The sequence below is a fragment of the Bosea sp. (in: a-proteobacteria) genome (genome assembly GCF_023953965.1).
In the GTDB taxonomy this organism is placed as follows: Bacteria; Pseudomonadota; Alphaproteobacteria; order Rhizobiales; family Beijerinckiaceae; genus Allobosea.
In genome coordinates this window covers 1,598,858-1,615,296 of the sequence record NZ_JAMLIX010000001.1, presented here as the reverse complement: position 1 = coordinate 1,615,296, position 16,439 = coordinate 1,598,858, and the positions used below count along the sequence as shown (strand labels likewise).

Below are 16,439 nucleotides of genomic sequence, written 5' to 3'. Positions count from 1 at the left end.
CTTCGTCATTCCATGACGACGGCGTGGTCGCCGGTGGGCGCGGCCTGCCGGCCCGGCGTGCGCAGCAGGACGAGGAAGGGCAGGGCCGCGAGCGAGAGGATCATCAGGAGCTTGAAGTCGTTGGCATAGGCGATGATCATCGCCTGGCGGGTGATGACCTCGTCGAGGGCCGCGCGCCCGGCGAGCGTCGTCGGGTCCCAGGCATGCCTGATCGCCGGCATCTCCAAGAGACGGTTGAAGGGCGTGACGTAGGCCGCGATCTCGGCATGGTTGACCTGGAGGTTGCGGGTCAGGAGATAGCTGACCAGCGAGATTCCGACGCTGGAGCCGATATTGCGCGAGAGGTTGTAGAGGCCGGTGCCGTCGCCGCGATACTGCGCCGGCAGCGTGACGAAGGTGACGGTCGTCAGCGGCACGAAGAGCAGGCCGAGGCCCCCGCCCTGGACGAAGCCGGTCAGCATGATGCGGCCCTGCGAGACGTCGGGCGTCCAGCTCGCCATGTCGTACATCGCCCAGGCGCTGACCAGGAAGCCGGCGCCGAGCAGGAAGCGGGTATCGACCTTGCCGATCAGCCGCCCGACCATGAACATGCAGGCCATCGTGCCCAGGCCCCGCGGCCCCATGATGATGCCGGCCGTCACCACCGGATAGCCGAGCAGCGTCTGCAGGAAGGGCGTCAGCAGCGCGAGCGAGGCGAGGTAGCAGATGCCGATGATGAAGATGAAGATCAGGCCGACATTGAAGTTCCGGTCGAGGAACATGCGCGGCTTGATGAAGGAGTTCTCGGCCGTGAAGGTGTGCACCAAAAGGACGTAGAGCGCAGCCGCGCAGACCGCCGCCTCGATCAGGATCTCCGGGGAATCGAACCAGTCGAGCTGGGCGCCGCGGTCGAGGAAGAGCTGGAGCGCCCCGATCGCGATGCTGAGCGCGCCGAAGCCGATCCAGTCGAACCGGTTGAGCGTGCCGGCCTTCGTCTCGGTGACGAAGATCGAGACGCCGGCCAGCGCCAGGATGCCGAGCGGAAGGTTGATGTAGAACACCCAGCGCCAGGACAGGTTCTCGGTCAGCCAGCCGCCGAGCACGGGGCCCAGCACCGGCCCGACCATGACCGAGACGCCGAACATCGCCATGGCGGAGCCGCGCTCCTCCAGCGTGTAGATGTCGAGCAGGATGCTCTGCGAGAGCGGCACGAGCGAGGCTCCGAAGATCCCCTGCAGCAGCCTGAAGCCGACGATCTGCGGCAGCGACTGCGCCGCCCCGCACAGGATCGAGGCGACGACGAAGCCGATGATCGCGACCGAAAGCACGCGCTTGCGGCCGAAGCGCGCCGCCAGGAAGCCGGAGGGCGGCGTCATGATCGCCGCCGCGACGATATAGGAGGTCAGGACCCAGTTGACCTGGTCGGCGCTGGCCGAGACGCTGCCCTGGATATAGGGCAGCGCGACATTGGCGATGGTGGTGTCGAGCGCCTGCATGATCACCGCCAGGATCACGCAGGCGGTGATGGCGCCGCGATGGGCGACGATCGGGGCCGTGGCGGCTGCGCGGGCCATGGCGGGCCTCTCTAGCCGTTCCCGGCCTTGCTCGTGCCGAGGATGTCGGTGACGAAGGACGGCAGGCCGCGCGCATGGCCGGTGTCGATCTCGAGCGTCACGCTCATGCCGGAGCGCAATTGCGGCCCCTCGGCCGGCGTGTCGATCTTCACCCGCATGGCGATGCGCTGCACGACCTTGACCCAGTTGCCGCTGGTGTTCTGCGCCGGCAAGAGCGAAAAGCTCGCCGCCGAGGCCGGGCTGATGCTGTCGACCGTGCCCGTCCAGACGACGCCCGGATAGGTGTCGACATGGATCCGCGCCGTCTGGCCGGGCTTCACCCAGGTGAGCTCGGTCTCCTTCGGATTGGCCTGGATCCAGGCATGCCCGGTCGAGACCAGGCTGAAGGCGCTGGTCGCCGCCTCCAGATACTGGCCCTTCTGCAGCGAGGGCACGTTGGTGACGATGCCGTTCATCGGCGCGCGCACCGTCGTATGGTCGAGCTGGCGCTCGGCCTCCGCCCGCGCGGCGACCGCGTCCCTGTAGCGCGGATGCTCCGCGACCGGCGCGTCGGGCTTGCCGTTGAGGCTCGCGGCGATGCCGCTGAGTTGGCTTTCGAGCTGCGCGAGCTTCAGCCGCGCGCCGTCGAGATCGTGCCTGGCCTGATCGAAGGTCGCCTGCGAGGCGACCGATTTGGTGGCGAGATCCTGCTGGCGCTTGAAGGCAGTCTCATAGAAGGCGATGTCGGTATGGCCCTGCTCGATCTGGCCCTGCATGCCCTTGTAGCTCGCCTTCAGCGCCTCGAGATCGTTGCCGACCACGCCGAGCTGGGCATCGGCCCGCTCCAGCGCGAAGCGGAACGGCCTGTCGTCCAGGCGAAACAGCACGTCGCCGGCCTTCACCTCCTGGTTGTCGCGGACGTCGATCTCGCCGACGACGCCGGCGACATCGGTCGAGATGCCCAGGATATCGGCCTGCACATAGGCATTGTCTGTCGTCATCACCTGCCCGCCGGTGACGTAAGTATAGCCGCCGGCGATCAGCGCGATCGGCATGAGCGAAAAGAGCAGCCGGCGCGTCCGGTCGCGCCGAGGCCGCCGCTTGGCGGCGGGCGCAGCCGGCGCGGGGATATCGGCCTTGGCATCCGGTCCTTCCTTCGCCACCGCCCCGCCCCGGGGCGAGGTCTTGGGCTCGAACGGCCGGATCTCCGCCCCGCCGCCCGCGGAGCCGGGCCCCGCCTCCCGGCGGGCGGCCGATTCCGTGTTCCTGGCTGCGTCATCCATTGCGGACCCGCCTTTCGGCCACCGGCTTCTGGCAGGCGGCTGTGAGATTCGTTTTCATCTGCCCCAGCGTCGCGAGAAGCTGCTCGCGCTCGGCCGGGGGAATCGCGCCGAAGGCCTCCGCCCGCGTGATCTCGGCGATGGCGCGGATTTCCTTGAGCTTCGGCTGGGCCTTGGCGGTCAGGTAGAGCTGCCAGATGCGCCTGTCGGTGGCGTGCGCCCGGCGCTCGGCCAGGCCGCAGCCTTCGAGCTTGTCGAGGATGCGCCCCACCGTGATCGGCTCGACATCCATCAGCTCGGCGAGCGCGCCCTGCTGGATGCCGGCATTCTGGTCGAGATAGGCGAGCACCTGCCATTGCGAGCGGGTCAGCCCGGAATCGCGCGCATGCTGCTCGAAGCGCTTGCGCAACAGGCGCGCGACGTCGTGCAGCAGGAATCCCACGGTCGGGGGCGGAGCCTTAGGCATGCTGATCATAAGCATCTATATAATTTAGATCAGCGGCGCGTCAATGCGGATCCTCAGCCGGCGGGAGAGAGATTTCAGGGGTTCCTGTTCTGACGGGTTGAGCGCCCGGCCGCCGCTCAATCCTCGTCGTCGCGCAAGGGACCGCCATCCCTGAGGATCTCGCGTTTGCCTGCGTGGTTAGCTGGCCCGACGATACCCTCGTTCTCCATGCGCTCCATGATGGAGGCGGCGCGGTTGTAGCCGATCTGGAGGCGGCGCTGGATGTAGGATGTCGAGGCCTTGCGGTCGCGCAGCACGACGGCGACGGCCTGCTCGTAAGGGTCGTCCGAGTCGCAGGCGCCCATGCCGGTCTTGTCGAAGACCGCGCCGCCCTCGTCGTCGGCGCCGTCCTCGTCCTCGCAGGTGACGGCGTCGAGGTATTGCGGCCGGCCTTGCGTCTTGAGGTGAGCCACGACCTTCTCGACCTCTGCGTCGGAGACGAAGGGCCCGTGGACGCGGGTGATGCGCCCGCCGCCGGCCATGTAGAGCATGTCGCCCTGGCCGAGCAGCTGCTCGGCGCCCATCTCGCCGAGGATGGTGCGCGAGTCGATCTTGCTCGTCACCTGGAAGGAGATGCGGGTCGGGAAGTTCGCCTTGATCGTGCCGGTGATGACGTCGACCGAGGGGCGCTGCGTCGCCAGCACGACATGGATGCCGGCGGCGCGCGCCATCTGGGCGAGCCTCTGGATCGTGCCCTCGATCTCCTTGCCGGCGACCATCATCAGGTCGGCCATCTCGTCGACGATGACGACGATATAGGGCAGAGGCTCGAGGTCCATGACCTCGTCTTCGTAGATCGCCTCGCCCGAGTGCCTGTCGAAGCCGGTCTGGACGGTGCGGGTGATGACCTCTCCGGCGGCTTTCGCCTCCTGGACGCGGGCATTGAAGCCGTCGATGTTGCGCACCGAGAGCTTCGACATCTTCTTGTAGCGCTCCTCCATCTCGCGCACGGCCCATTTGAGGGCGACGACGGCCTTCTTGGGATCGGTGACGACGGGGGTGAGCAGATGCGGGATGCCGTCATAGACGGAGAGTTCGAGCATCTTGGGGTCGACCATGATCAGGCGGCATTCCTCGGGCTTGAGCCGGTAGAGGATCGACAGGATCATGGTGTTGATGGCGACGGACTTGCCCGAACCGGTGGTGCCGGCGACGAGGAGGTGGGGCATGCGGGCGAGGTCTGCGATGACGGGCTCGCCGCCGATGGTCTTGCCGAGGCAGAGCGCAAGCTTGTGGCGGGTGGTCTCGAAGTCCTGGCTGGCGAGGAGCTCGCGCAGGAAGACGGTCTCGCGCCGTGCGTTGGGCAGTTCGATGCCGATGGCGTTCTTGCCCTGAACCACAGCCACCCGCGCCGAGACCGCGCTCATCGACCGCGCGATGTCGTCCGCCAACGAGATCACACGCGAACTCTTCGTCCCAGGCGCAGGCTCCAGCTCGTAAAGCGTCACAACAGGGCCGGGGCAGGCCTGGACGATCTCGCCCCTGATATTGAAGTCCTCGAGCACGCCTTCGAGCAGGCCGGCATTCTGCTGCAGGGTCTCGACCGGCATCGCCTCGCCCTGCGCTTGGGGCGGCTCGGCCAGGAATTCGATCGGCGGCAACTGGAAGCCGGGGTCCTGCGCCACGGGCAGCGTGACGAGGCGGGGCGCGGCCCTGAAGGGGGCGGGCTCCGCCGGGACGGGCTCGGGCTCGGCCATGACGGGCTCAGGCACGACCGGAGGCCGCGTGCTGCGCGCCAGCGGCACGCCCTGCTTGACCGTCGCCACCGGCTCGTCCGGAACGGGCGGCTCGTCCTCGACCGGGCACGTTTCGGCCACCGGCTCGCGCCAGGCCGGCGCCGCGATCCGGACGCTCACCCGATAGCCCTGCCCCCAGCCGGGCCCCGGCCAGGCGGGCGGCGCGACCGCGGCCGAAACCGCAGGCGACGCGGCCTCGGGCAAGCTCGCTTCGGGCAAGGCGGGCGCCGGCTCTTCGAAAATGGCGAAGGTGGCCGCCACCGGCGGCGCGGCGGTGCCGATCTCGAACCCGGAATCGTCGCGCTCGGCCGCGGGCACGCATTCCCAGAAGGCGTGATCGGAGATGAAATCGAGCGCGGTCGCCGCCACCTGTTCCGGGGCGGCGAAAACCTCCGCCGGCGCTTCGCAGGCCATCTCGCCGCAGGCCTCGGCATCGTCGAGCGGCGCCTCGGCGGGGACCGGCTCCTCGACCGTCGGAACGGCAGCGGGCGTTCCCCAGACCTGCCGGATCAGATGATCCGGCGTGCGCCAGTAGCGGACGCGGCTGGCAACCGCAGCAAGCTCGCTTTCGGCCTGCGAAAGCCTGCGCTGCGCCTCTGCGGCGCGGGAGGGCCTGACATAGGTCGGCCAGAGCTCGGCCGGCTCGCCCGGCGGGGCGGCGAGGCGATGATCCTCGGAAGCGACGGCGTTCGCGCGGCGGTGGCGATCCAGTTTATGCATGGGCTTAGGCGAACACGACGCTTCGTTAACCTGAGCCCAACTCCTAGCCCGGCAGGGTTAAGAGACCGTTCCAGCCCCCGCTCTCTCGCCGTCCCACGGCGGCACGCAGCGACCTCCTGCACACTAGTATACCAGATGATTGACCCCTGCCCTGCGCGGTTCTAGAGATCGTCGACCGATGGAGATGCCCATGCTGCTCAACGACGATCGCCTCTTCCCCGCCGATCCGGTGACGCGCGGCATCGCGCGGCGGCTCTTCGCCAGGGTGCGCGACCTGCCGATCATCTCTCCGCACGGCCACACCGATCCGCGCTGGTATGCGCAGAACGAGCCCTTCCCCGATCCGGCCACCCTCTTCGTCAAGCCGGACCACTACATCTTCCGCATGCTCTATTCGCAAGGGATCGGGCTCGAGGAGCTCGGCATTCCGCGCAAGGACGGCGCTCCCGTAGAGACCGATCCGCGCAGGATCTGGCGGCTCTTCGCCAGCCGGTGGCATCTCTTCCGCGGCACGCCGACCAGGCTGTGGTTCGAGCACGCGGCCTCGACCATATTCGGCGTCAACGAGCGGCTGAATGCCGAGAACGCCGACCGGATCTACGACCGGATCGCAGCCAAGCTCGAGGAGCCGGAATTGCGCCCCCGCGCCCTGTTCGAGCGCTTCCGGATCAAGGCGATCAGCACGACCGAGGGCGCGCTCGACGATCTCAAATGGCACGACATGATCCGCGATTCCGGCTGGGGCGGCAGGGTCGTCACCGCCTATCGCCCCGACGGCGTGGTCGATCCGGAGTTCGAGGGCTTTGCCGAGAATCTCGAACAGCTCGGCGCGCTGACCGGCGAGGATATCGGGACCTGGGCCGGCTATCTTTCCGCCCATCGGAAGCGGCGCGCCTATTTCAAGGCGCGCGGCGCCACCTCCTCCGATCATGGCCACCCGACCGCGCGCACCGCCAACCTCTCGGATGCAGAAGCCGAGAAGCTCTACGCCAGGATCCTCAAGGGCAAGGTCTCGGCCAAGGACGCCGAATTGTTCCGCGGCCAGATGCTGACCGAGATGGCGAAGATGAGCCTCGACGACGGGCTCGTCCTGCAGATCCATCCCGGCTCCTGGCGCAACCACAACCCCGCGCTCTTCGCCGCCTTCGGCCGCGACATGGGCGCCGACATACCGACCGGGACCAGTTACGTCGAGGCGCTGAAGCCGCTGCTCGACGCCCTCGGCAATGAGCGCAACCTCACCGTCATCGCCTTCACCCTGGACGAGACCGCCTATTCGCGCGAGCTCGCCCCGCTCGCCGGTCATTACCCGGCGCTGAGGCTCGGGCCGGGCTGGTGGTTCCTCGATGCGCCCGAGGCGATGCTGCGCTTCCGCGAGCTCACCACCGAGACGGCCGGCTTCTACAACACTGTCGGCTTCAACGACGACACCCGCGCCTATCTCTCGATCCCCGCCCGCCACGATCTCGCCCGGCGCGTCGACTGCGCCTATCTCGCCAAGCTCGTCGCCGAGCACCGGCTCGACGAGGACGAGGCGGCGGACGTCGCGCACGACCTCGCCTATCGCCTCGCCAAGGAGGCCTACAAGCTATGACCCGCCTTTGCGCCTCGACCCTCGCCAGGCTGCCGCAGAGCGTCCGCCGTCCGGCCTATGACCGCGCGCGGCTCGCGCCCGGCATCGTTCATCTCGGCCTCGGCGCCTTCGCCCGCGCCCATCTCGCCGAATACACCGAGGACGCGCTGGAGCGGCGCTTCGACGCCTGGGGCATCCTCGGCGCCAGCCTCAAGCGCCCCGACCAGCGCGACCGGCTCAAACCCCAGGACGGGCTCTACACCCTGCTGAAGCGCGCGCCCGAAGGACCGGGCCTGCGCGTCATCGGCGCGGTGCTCGACGTTCTCGTCGCCCCGGAGGACCCGGTCGCCTTGCTGAAGCGGCTGATCGCGCCGGAAACCCGGATCGTCTCGCTCACCGTCACCGAGAAGGGCTATTGCCACGATCCGGCGACCGGCCGGCTCGATCCCGCCCATCCCGACATCCGCCACGACCTCGAGAAGCCGGACGCGCCGCGCTCGGCGGTGGGCATCCTCGTCGCCGGCCTCAGGCTCAGGCGCAAGGAGGGGCTTGGCCCCTTCACCGCGCTCTGCTGCGACAACCTGCCCGCGAACGGCCATGTGCTGCGCGGCCTCGCCTGCGATTTCGCGGCGCTCTCCGACGACAGGCTGTCCTCCTGGATCGAGGCCAACGGCGCCTTCCCGGCGACCATGGTCGACCGCATCGTCCCGGCGACGACCGAGGCCGACATCGCCGAGGTCGCGACGCTCATCGGCCTCGACGATTCAGCCCCGGTGATCGGCGAGCCCTTCCGGCAATGGGCGATCGAGGATGTCTTCGCGGCCGGCCGCCCGGCATGGGATCAGGTCGGCGCGCAGATGGTCAGCGAGGTCGCGCCCTTCGAGTTCATGAAGCTTCGGATGCTGAACGGGGCGCATTCCTCACTTGCCTATCTCGGCTATCTCGCCGGTCACGAGACGGTTGCCGAGGCCAGCGGCGATGCCGTCCTCGCCCGCTTCCTCGCCGGCCTCTGGGCCGAGATCGCCCCGACCGTGCCGGCCCCGCAGGGTGTCGCGCTGGCAGATTACGCCAAGGCCCTGCTCGCCCGCTTCCAGAACCCGGCGATCCGCCACCGCACCTGGCAGATCGCCATGGACGGCTCGCAGAAGCTGCCGCAGCGCCTGCTCGGCACGATCCGCGACCGGCTGAAGGCAGGGGCCCCGATCGACCATCTCGCGCTCGGCGTCGCCGCCTGGATGCGCTACGTCACCGGCATCGATGAAAAGGGCGCGAGCATAGACGTCCGCGATCCGCTGGCGGCGGAATTGCAGCGCCGCGCCGGGGCGGCCGGCCGCAACGCCGAGGCGCTGATGCGGAACCTCACCGGCATCGAGGCGATCTTCGGGCGCGACCTGCCCGGCGAGGAGCGCTTCACCAGGCCGGTCGCGGCGCATCTCGCCGCGCTCTTCGACAGGGGCGCGCGGGCGACGGCGGCGAGCCTGGGCTGACGGCAGGGAGCTTGATCCCCGCCGCCATCCGGCGCCAGATGCGCCCGATGCTTCGCGCGCTCGCCCTCGCCGTCTCGTTCCTCCTCGCCGCGACCGCCCTGGCGCAGGACCAGCCGCGCGTCGCCATCCCCAATCTCTGGGACCCGCGCATCCGGCTCGACCGGCCCGAGCCCGGCCCGCCGCGTGTCGTGCGCTTCCTCGCCGACGACGACTATCCGCCCTTCCATTTCGCCGGGCCGGACGGGGCGCTGACCGGTTTCTCGGTCGAGCTCGCGCGCGCCGTCTGCGAGAAGCTCCTCTGGAGCTGCACCATCCAGCCGCGCCGCTTCGACACCCTGCCCGCCGCGCTTAGCGAGGGCCGGGGCGACGTCATCGCCGCGGCGATGAACCTGACGCCGGCGCTGCGCGAGCGCTTCGCCGCGAGCCATCTCTATTTCCGGGCGCCCGCCCGCTTCGTCACCACGCGCGGCAATGCCCGCCCGGCGCTCGACGGCGCGACAATGCAGGGCCGGCGCGTCGCGGTCGTCTCCGGCACGGCGCACCAGGCTTTCCTCGAACGGCTGATGCCCTTCGTGCAGCGCCGCGAGAGCGCCGATCTCACCGCGGCGATCGCGGCACTGCGCAGCGGCGAGGCGGAATACGTCTTCGGCGACGGTGTCGCCCTGTCGCTGGCGCTCGCCGGCAGCGGCGGCGAATTCGCCTTCTCCGGCGGGCCTTACCTGGAAAGCCGCTATTTCGGCGAAGGCGTCGCCTTCCTCACGCGCAAGGACGATCCCGCCCTGAAACGCGCCATCGACTATGCGCTGCAGGGTCTCTGGGACGAGGGAACCTATGCGCGCCTTTATCTGCGCTTCTTCCCGGTCAGCCCTTATTGAGCGCATTGACGCAGCCCTTCGCAATCTGCGAAAGCCCTTCTCGCATAAGCGATATCGCCGGCCCGCCCAGGAGAGGACACCGCCCCCCATGCCCGCCTTCGACGCAGCCCTCGTCGACGCCGCCCAGCGTTCGGCCGCCTGGCCGTTCGAGGAGGCGCGCAAGCTCGTGGCCCGCATCGAGAAATCGGGCAGGAAATCGGTCGTCTTCGAGACCGGCTACGGCCCTTCCGGCCTGCCGCATATCGGCACCTTCGGCGAGGTCGCACGCACCTCGATGGTCCGCCACGCCTTCCGCGTGCTGACCGGCAATACGATCCCGACGCGGCTCATCGCCTTCTCCGACGACATGGACGGCCTGCGCAAGGTGCCGGACAACGTGCCCAACAAGGCGCTGCTCGCCGCCAATCTCGGCAAGCCGCTGACCGAGGTGCCCGACCCCTTCGGCACGCACGACTCGTTCGGCCGCCACAACAACGCCCGCCTGCGCGCCTTCCTCGACGGCTTCGGCTTCGACTACGAGTTCAAGTCCTCGACCGACGCCTACCGCGCCGGCGAGTTCGACGCGACGCTTCTGAAGATGCTCGCCCGCTACGACGCGGTGATGAAGATCATGCTGCCGACGCTGCGCGAGGAGCGGGCCGCGACCTATTCGCCCTTCCTGCCGATCCATCCCAGGACGCGCGTCGTCATGCAGGTTCCGATCGACGAGGTCGATGTCGAGGCCGGTACGATCGCCTGGACCGACCCGGAGACGCAGGAGCGCTTCGTCACGCCGGTCACCGGCGGCCACGTCAAGCTGCAATGGAAGCCGGACTGGGCGATGCGCTGGGTCGCGCTCGGCGTCGATTACGAGATGGCCGGCAAGGACCTGATCGATTCGGTCAAGGTCTCCTCGCAGATCGCGCGTGCGCTCGGCGGCACGCCGCCGGAAGGCTTCAACTACGAGCTCTTCCTCGACGAGCAGGGCCAGAAGATCTCGAAATCGAAGGGCAACGGCCTGACCATCGAGGACTGGCTGACCTATGGCCCGCCGGAGAGCCTGGCGCTCTACATGTTCCAGCGCCCGCGCGAGGCCAAGAAGCTGCATTTCGACGTGATCCCGCGCGCGATCGACGAATATCTCCAGTTCCTCTCAGGCTACGAGAAGCAGGACTGGCGCAATCGCCTCGGCAACCCGGTCTGGCACATCCATGCCGGCAATCCCCCGGCGCCGGAGGTGATCGCCTCGGGCGAAGGCGAGAACGCGGCGAGGACGCAGGTGACCTTCGGCCTGCTGATGAACCTCGTCGCCGTGGCGAATTCCGAGGACAAGGCCGTGCTCTGGGGCTTCCTCCAGCGCTATGCGCCGGGGATCTCGCCTGAAACCCACCCGCGGCTCGATGCGCTCACCGGCTATGCGATCGCCTATTTCCGCGACTTCGTGAAGCCTGCCAAGAGCTATCGTCCGGCCGACGAGGTCGAGCGCGACGCCTTCACCAAGCTCGCCGCCGCCATCGCCGCGCTGCCGGCGCAGGCGACGCCCGAGATGGTGCAGGACGCGGCGCTGGACGTCGCCCGCGCCGTCCCGCGCTACCAGAACCTCACCGCCAGGAACGCGACGCCGGAGCGGCCGGGCGTCTCGGGCGAGTGGTGGAAGGCGATCTATCAGGTGATGTTCGGCGAGGATCAGGGGCCGCGCTTCGGCTCCTTCGCCGCGATCTACGGGCTCACCGGCACGCAGGCCCTGATCGCCGAGGCGCTGGCCGGCGGCCTCGTCCGCAAGCACGCGGCCTTCCTCGGCGCGCGCAAGGCGGGCTCGTGATCACCCTTGGCGACATCCGGGCCGCCCGCGAGCGGATCGCGCCCTATATCCGCCGCACGCCGACGCTGGCCTATGCCAGGACGCGCGGCCCGGATTTCGGCGGCCAGGTCACGCTGAAGCTCGAATCGCTGCAGGCCGCCGGCTCCTTCAAGGCGCGCGGCGCGATGAACCGGCTGCTCACCCTGTCGCGGGGCGAGCTCGCGCGCGGCATCGTCACCGCCTCGGGCGGCAATCACGGCCTCGCCATCGCCCGCTCGGCCCATGTGCTCGGCGTTACCGCCACGATCTTCCTGCCGTCCAACGTGGCGCCCGACAAGATCGCCAAGCTCCGCGACTGGGGCGCTGAGCTCCACATCGTCGGCACGGTCTGGGACGAGGCCAACGCCGCGGCGCTCGCGCATGCGGACTTGACCGGCGCGACCTATGCCCACCCCTTCGGCGATCCGGCCGTCGTGGCCGGCCAGGGCACGCTCGGCCTCGACATCCTCGACGACATGCAGGATGTCGACATCGTCCTCGTCGCCATCGGCGGCGGCGGGCTGATCGCCGGCCTGTCGACCGCGGTGAAGGCGCTCAGGCCCCAGGCGCGGATCATCGGCATCGAGCCGGTCGGCTCGCCGACGCTGCATGCCTGCCTTCAGGCCGGCCGCGTCGTCACGCTCGAGCGGCTGGACAGCCGCGTCGCCACCATGTCCTGCCGCCGCACCGAGCCGGCGATCTACGAGACGGTCGCGCGCAACGTCGACGAGATCGTGCTGGTCACCGACGCCGCGATGCAGGAAGCGGCGCAAGCGCTCTGGTTCGAGTGCGGCATCGCCGCCGACCTCTCGGGCGCGGCGGCGCTGGCCGCGCTCCAGTCGGGGCGCGTTCCGCTCGCGGGCGGGGAAAGAATCTGCGCCCTGGTCTGCGGCGCCGGCACGGATGGCTGCATGCCGGCTTGAACGCCGCCCGAAACGCGGGCTTGCCTTCCCTGAAACAAAGAGGGAACATATGTCCATGTCCCTTCCGGATTCCGTCCTCGATCCGCCCTCGGCGCGGCCCGATATCACGCGCATGGTCTGCCGGGGCGCCGCCCGCCATCTGCGCGAGCTGGGCTATGCCGTCGTCAGGGAGATGACCTTCGCCAATGGCCGGCGCGGCGACATCGTCGCGCTCTCGCCCGCGGGCGAGCTCTGGGTGGTCGAGGTCAAGTCCGGCCTCGCCGATTATCGCATCGACGGCAAATGGCCGGATTACCGCGACTATTGCGACGGCTTCCTCTTCGCCGTGGCGCCCGAATTCCCGCGCGAGATCCTGCCCGAGGATGTCGGGCTGATCGTCGCCGACGCCTATGGCGGCGAGCTGATGCGCGCTCCCCCGCGCCATCCCTTGAGCCCGGCGCGGCGCAAGATGCTGACGATCGCGCTGGCGCGGCTGGCCTCGGGCCGGCTCGCCCTGGTCGAGGATCCGGACGGCCGGGGCTGAAGGTCGTCAGCGCGGGGCGCGCTTGGCCAGGATGCGCTGCAGCGTGCGCCGGTGCATGCCGAGCCGGCGCGCCGTCTCCGAGACGTTGCGGCTGCACAGCTCGTAGACGCGCTGGATATGCTCCCAGCGCACCCGGTCGGCCGACATCGGATTTTCCGGCGGCTGGGGCCGGGCGTCGCGCTGGGCGGCGAGCGCGGCATGGATCTCGTCGGCATCGGCGGGCTTGGCCAGGAAGTCGAAGGCGCCGAGCTTCACGGCGCTGACGGCGGTCGCGATGTTGCCGTAGCCGGTCAGGACCACGCCGCGCGCCTCGGGCCGGCGTTCCTTCAGCCGCGCGATGACGTCGAGGCCGTTGCCGTCGCCGAGCCTGAGGTCGATCACGGCGAAGGCCGGCGCCGCCTCCTCGACCGCCGCGATCCCCGCCGCGACGCTGTCGGCGATGCGCACGGCATAGCCGCGGCCTTCCATGGCGCGGGCAAGGCGGGTCAGGAACGGCTTGTCGTCGTCGACCAGGAGAAGGGACATGTCGGCGGCAGGGCCGGTCCGGTCGGTCTCGCTCGCTGCATCCTGCATCGCATTCTCCTTGCCGCTTCTGCCCGCGCGCATCAATCAGCTTCATGTAAGGCGGATATTTCCGCCTGGGTACCCCTGTCATGCGGCAGATCGGCCTCGAAATCCGCGCGCGACCATGTGATCTTGATCGCGGCGCCGCTCGCCGGCCGGTTCGAGAACTCGAGCACGGCACCGCCGCGTTCCAGCAGGGTCTTGGCGATGAACAGGCCGAGCCCCAGCCCGCCGCCGGCGCGGCCCTCGCCCGCGCCGCGCGAGAGATAGGGGTCGCCCGCCCGCATCAGCACGGCGGGCGGGAAGCCCGGCCCGTCGTCGGCGATCGTCAGCACGACCCGGCTCCCACTCCATTCCGCCGCGATCGTCACGGTCGAGCGGGCGAAATCGACCGCGTTGTCGACGATGTTGCCTAGACCATAGATCATGCCGGGGTTGCGCCGGCAGACCGGCTCCGGCTTCTCGCCCGCCATGGTGATCTCGAAGGGCGTGCCGAAGGGCCGCTGCGGCCCGGCCGCCTCCTCGATCAGCAGGCGAAGCGAGAGCCGGCCGAGCGGGCCGCCATCCTCGTCCTGCAGGCTCGACAGCTTGCCGAGGATGCCGCGGCAGCGCTCGACCTGCTCGCGCAAGAGCGCGATGTCCTCGGCCATCTCGCCCTCGGGCGGGGCGAGGCGGGTCAGTTCGCGGGCGACGAGCGCGATGGTGCCGAGCGGCGTGCCGAGCTCATGCGCCGCGGCGGCGGCGAGCCCGTCGAGCTGCGAGAGGTGCTGCTCGCGCGCCAGCACGAGCTCGGTCGCGGCAAGCGCGTCGGAAAGGTCGCGCGCCTCCTTGGCGACACGCCATGCATAGATGCCGGTGAAGGAAAGGCCGAGCACCAGCGCCGCCCAGTTGCCGAGCTGGTAGAAGGCTGGCAGCACCGGCCGGTCCCCGCCCGCCCAGGGCAGCGGCAGGTGGTAGGCGCTGAGCAGGGTCGCAAGCCCGATCGCCATCAGGCCGAGCAGCAGCGTGCGCTGCGGCGGCAGCGCGGTCGCCGAGATCATCACCGGCGCGAGGAACAGGATCGCGAACGGGTTCTGCAGGCCCCCGGTCATGAACAGCAGGGCCGCGAGCTGGGCGATGTCGAAGCCGAGCAGCGCGGTCGCGGCCCTGTCGCTCAGCCGGTGGCTCAGGGGAAAACGGATGCGCAGCGCGATGTTGAGCCAGGCGGAGACCGCGATGACGCTGAAGCACCAGCCGAAGGGCAGCGGAAAGCCGAGGCCGAAATGCACGCCGGCGACGGCCAGGCTCTGCCCGGCGATGGCGAGCCAGCGCAGCATGATCAGCGTGTCGAGGCGCAGATGGCGGCCCAGGCGCGCCGGGGCGGGGGCGGCGAGTTCCGGAAACGTCACGGCCCGGGGGCCTTCCGCGCGGGGCCGGGGCAGGTTTTTTTCAGCTTCGTCCACATCGTAAGAAAATCTTAGCCTTAGCCGGCTTGAATGAGAACAAATTCGACGTAAGGTACGATGGTGCGGCGCATCATCGCATGCTGCGCCCGCAAGGATCTGGATCGCATGCACGGGGCCATCATGTCGTTTGCCTATCATGCCTATGAAGCGGTTCACATGATGGTGAGCCCGGTCCGCGGGGTTTCGGATGCGATGCATCTGGCCTTCAGGAATCCGGCCAATCCTTTGACCTATACGCCGTTCGGCCGCACCGTGGTCGCCAATTGCGAGCTGTTCGAGCGCGTCACGCGCCGCTACGGCAAGCCGGCCTTCGGCCTCGGCGAGACCACGATCAACGGCGTCAAGGTCGCCGTCGAGGAGCGGGTCGTCTGGGAACGGCCCTTCTGCAAGCTGGTCTATTTCGACCGCCAGACCGGCCGCCGCCGCAAGCCGCAGCCGAAGGTGCTGATGGTCGCCCCGATGTCGGGCCATTACAGCACGCTGCTGCGCGGAACGGTCGAGGCGTTCCTGCCCGGCCACGAGGTCTACATCACCGACTGGGTCGATGCCCGCCTGGTGCCGCTCTCCGAGGGCGGCTTCGACCTCGACGACTATATCGACTACGTCATCGCCATGCTCCAGACGCTGGGGCCGGATACCCATGTCATGGCGATCTGCCAGCCTTCGGTGCCGGTGCTCGCCGCGATCGCCCGGATGGAGGCGGAGTCCGACCCCTGCGCGCCGCGCTCGATGACGCTGATGGGCGGCCCGATCGACACGCGCTGCTCGCCGACCGCCGTCAACAACCTGGCGATGGAGCGCGGCACGGACTGGTTCCGCCGCAACTGCATCACCGTCGTCCCCTTCCCGCATATGGGCGCGTTCCGGCAGGTCTATCCCGGCTTCATGCAGCTTTCGGGCTTCATGGCGATGAACATCGACCGCCACGTCACCGCCCATTACGAGATGTACAAGAACCTCGTCAGCGGCGACGGCGATTCCGCCGAGAAGCACCGCGAGTTCTACGACGAATATCTCGCGGTGATGGACCTCACAGCCGAGTTCTATCTGCAGACCGTCGACACCGTCTTCGTCAAGCACGCCCTGCCCAAGGGCGAGATGATGCATCGCGACAGGCCGGTCGATCTTGCGGCCGTCCGCCGTGTCGCGCTGATGACGGTCGAGGGCGAGATGGACGACATCTCCGGCGTCGGCCAGACCCGGGCGGCGCACGATCTCTGCGTCAACATCCCCAACGACAAGCGCGTCCATTACCTTCAGCCGAAGGTCGGCCATTACGGCGTCTTCAACGGCTCGCGCTTCCGCTCCGAGATTCAGCCGCGCATCTCCGACTTCATGGTCAGCCTCGACATGGAGGCGGCGGCCCAGCGCCGCGACGGCAGCGCCCGCGAGCAGCGCAAGGCGCTCAGGATCGCTGGCTGACAGCCACTTTCCCATCGCCCGCGAATCCCGCACAA

General features: G+C 69.1%; 13 protein-coding genes. 7 read left to right on the top strand and 6 right to left on the bottom strand.

The genetic code is table 11. From position 1 onward, the window contains the following. Positions 1-5 precede the first annotated feature (5 nt). The 4 genes from M9917_RS07495 to M9917_RS07480 all read right to left on the bottom strand — a co-directional run bounded on the left by M9917_RS07495 (position 6) and on the right by M9917_RS07480 (position 5,773). Positions 6-1,553, bottom strand: a complete 1,548-nt coding sequence (locus M9917_RS07495) for a DHA2 family efflux MFS transporter permease subunit (protein WP_297252339.1) — start codon at positions 1,551-1,553, stop codon at positions 6-8. 11 nt (positions 1,554-1,564) lie between these two features. Beyond that, complete coding sequence (locus M9917_RS07490; protein WP_297252337.1) at positions 1,565-2,815, bottom strand: HlyD family secretion protein; 1,251 nt, start codon at positions 2,813-2,815, stop codon at positions 1,565-1,567. Then, the gene (locus M9917_RS07485) at positions 2,808-3,278 is read right to left on the bottom strand and encodes a MarR family winged helix-turn-helix transcriptional regulator (RefSeq protein WP_297252335.1); all 471 of its coding nucleotides are present in this window, start codon (positions 3,276-3,278) and stop codon (positions 2,808-2,810) included. Before M9917_RS07485 ends, M9917_RS07490 begins: the two co-directional genes overlap by 8 nt. Before the next feature lie 116 nt (positions 3,279-3,394). After that, complete coding sequence (locus M9917_RS07480; RefSeq protein ID WP_297252333.1) at positions 3,395-5,773, bottom strand: DNA translocase FtsK; 2,379 nt, start codon at positions 5,771-5,773, stop codon at positions 3,395-3,397. Between the two features lie 190 nt (positions 5,774-5,963). Between M9917_RS07480 and uxaC the strand changes: the two genes are divergently transcribed. The 6 genes from uxaC to M9917_RS07450 all read left to right on the top strand — a co-directional run bounded on the left by uxaC (position 5,964) and on the right by M9917_RS07450 (position 12,973). Then, on the top strand, positions 5,964-7,367 hold the full coding sequence (gene uxaC / locus M9917_RS07475; RefSeq protein ID WP_297252331.1) for a glucuronate isomerase: 1,404 nt from the start codon (positions 5,964-5,966) through the stop codon (positions 7,365-7,367). Beyond that, entirely contained in the window at positions 7,364-8,833 is a 1,470-nt protein-coding gene (locus M9917_RS07470) for a mannitol dehydrogenase family protein (protein WP_297252329.1), read from the top strand. Before uxaC ends, M9917_RS07470 begins: the two co-directional genes overlap by 4 nt. Before the next feature lie 47 nt (positions 8,834-8,880). After that, a complete protein-coding gene (locus M9917_RS07465; RefSeq protein WP_297252327.1) occupies positions 8,881-9,708 on the top strand; it encodes a transporter substrate-binding domain-containing protein in 828 nt (275 codons plus the stop codon). A gap of 88 nt (positions 9,709-9,796) precedes the next feature. Continuing rightward, the gene (locus M9917_RS07460; protein WP_297252325.1) at positions 9,797-11,509 is read left to right on the top strand and encodes a lysine--tRNA ligase; all 1,713 of its coding nucleotides are present in this window, start codon (positions 9,797-9,799) and stop codon (positions 11,507-11,509) included. Continuing rightward, positions 11,506-12,450, top strand: a complete 945-nt coding sequence (locus M9917_RS07455) for a threonine ammonia-lyase (RefSeq protein ID WP_297252323.1) — start codon at positions 11,506-11,508, stop codon at positions 12,448-12,450. Before M9917_RS07460 ends, M9917_RS07455 begins: the two co-directional genes overlap by 4 nt. A gap of 49 nt (positions 12,451-12,499) precedes the next feature. Next, complete coding sequence (locus tag M9917_RS07450) at positions 12,500-12,973, top strand: MmcB family DNA repair protein (protein WP_297252321.1); 474 nt, start codon at positions 12,500-12,502, stop codon at positions 12,971-12,973. 6 nt (positions 12,974-12,979) lie between these two features. On the opposite strand, the gene M9917_RS07445 is transcribed toward M9917_RS07450, so the two are convergent. Together M9917_RS07445 and M9917_RS07440 are read right to left on the bottom strand one after the other, a co-directional pair. Continuing rightward, complete coding sequence (locus M9917_RS07445; RefSeq protein ID WP_297252319.1) at positions 12,980-13,546, bottom strand: ActR/PrrA/RegA family redox response regulator transcription factor; 567 nt, start codon at positions 13,544-13,546, stop codon at positions 12,980-12,982. Between the two features lie 32 nt (positions 13,547-13,578). Next, on the bottom strand, positions 13,579-14,925 hold the full coding sequence (locus M9917_RS07440) for an ActS/PrrB/RegB family redox-sensitive histidine kinase (protein ID WP_297252318.1): 1,347 nt from the start codon (positions 14,923-14,925) through the stop codon (positions 13,579-13,581). Positions 14,926-15,102: 177 nt separating this feature from the next. Between M9917_RS07440 and M9917_RS07435 the strand changes: the two genes are divergently transcribed. Further along, a complete protein-coding gene (locus M9917_RS07435) occupies positions 15,103-16,404 on the top strand; it encodes a polyhydroxyalkanoate depolymerase (RefSeq protein ID WP_297254765.1) in 1,302 nt (433 codons plus the stop codon). The last annotated feature ends 35 nt before the right edge of the window (positions 16,405-16,439 follow it).

Bases quoted from the DNA above. Each gene is read 5' to 3' on its own strand.
- M9917_RS07495 (WP_297252339.1), bottom strand. From the start codon at position 1,553: ATGGCCCGCGCAGCCGCCACGGCCCCGATCGTCGCCCATCGCGGCGCC.
- M9917_RS07490 (WP_297252337.1), bottom strand. From the start codon at position 2,815: ATGGATGACGCAGCCAGGAACACGGAATCGGCCGCCCGCCGGGAGGCG.
- M9917_RS07485 (WP_297252335.1), bottom strand. From the start codon at position 3,278: ATGCCTAAGGCTCCGCCCCCGACCGTGGGATTCCTGCTGCACGACGTC.
- M9917_RS07480 (WP_297252333.1), bottom strand. From the start codon at position 5,773: ATGCATAAACTGGATCGCCACCGCCGCGCGAACGCCGTCGCTTCCGAG.
- uxaC (WP_297252331.1), top strand. From the start codon at position 5,964: ATGCTGCTCAACGACGATCGCCTCTTCCCCGCCGATCCGGTGACGCGC.
- M9917_RS07470 (WP_297252329.1), top strand. From the start codon at position 7,364: ATGACCCGCCTTTGCGCCTCGACCCTCGCCAGGCTGCCGCAGAGCGTC.
- M9917_RS07465 (WP_297252327.1), top strand. From the start codon at position 8,881: ATGCTTCGCGCGCTCGCCCTCGCCGTCTCGTTCCTCCTCGCCGCGACC.
- M9917_RS07460 (WP_297252325.1), top strand. From the start codon at position 9,797: ATGCCCGCCTTCGACGCAGCCCTCGTCGACGCCGCCCAGCGTTCGGCC.
- M9917_RS07450 (WP_297252321.1), top strand. From the start codon at position 12,500: ATGTCCATGTCCCTTCCGGATTCCGTCCTCGATCCGCCCTCGGCGCGG.
- M9917_RS07445 (WP_297252319.1), bottom strand. From the start codon at position 13,546: ATGCAGGATGCAGCGAGCGAGACCGACCGGACCGGCCCTGCCGCCGAC.
- M9917_RS07435 (WP_297254765.1), top strand. From the start codon at position 15,103: ATGTCGTTTGCCTATCATGCCTATGAAGCGGTTCACATGATGGTGAGC.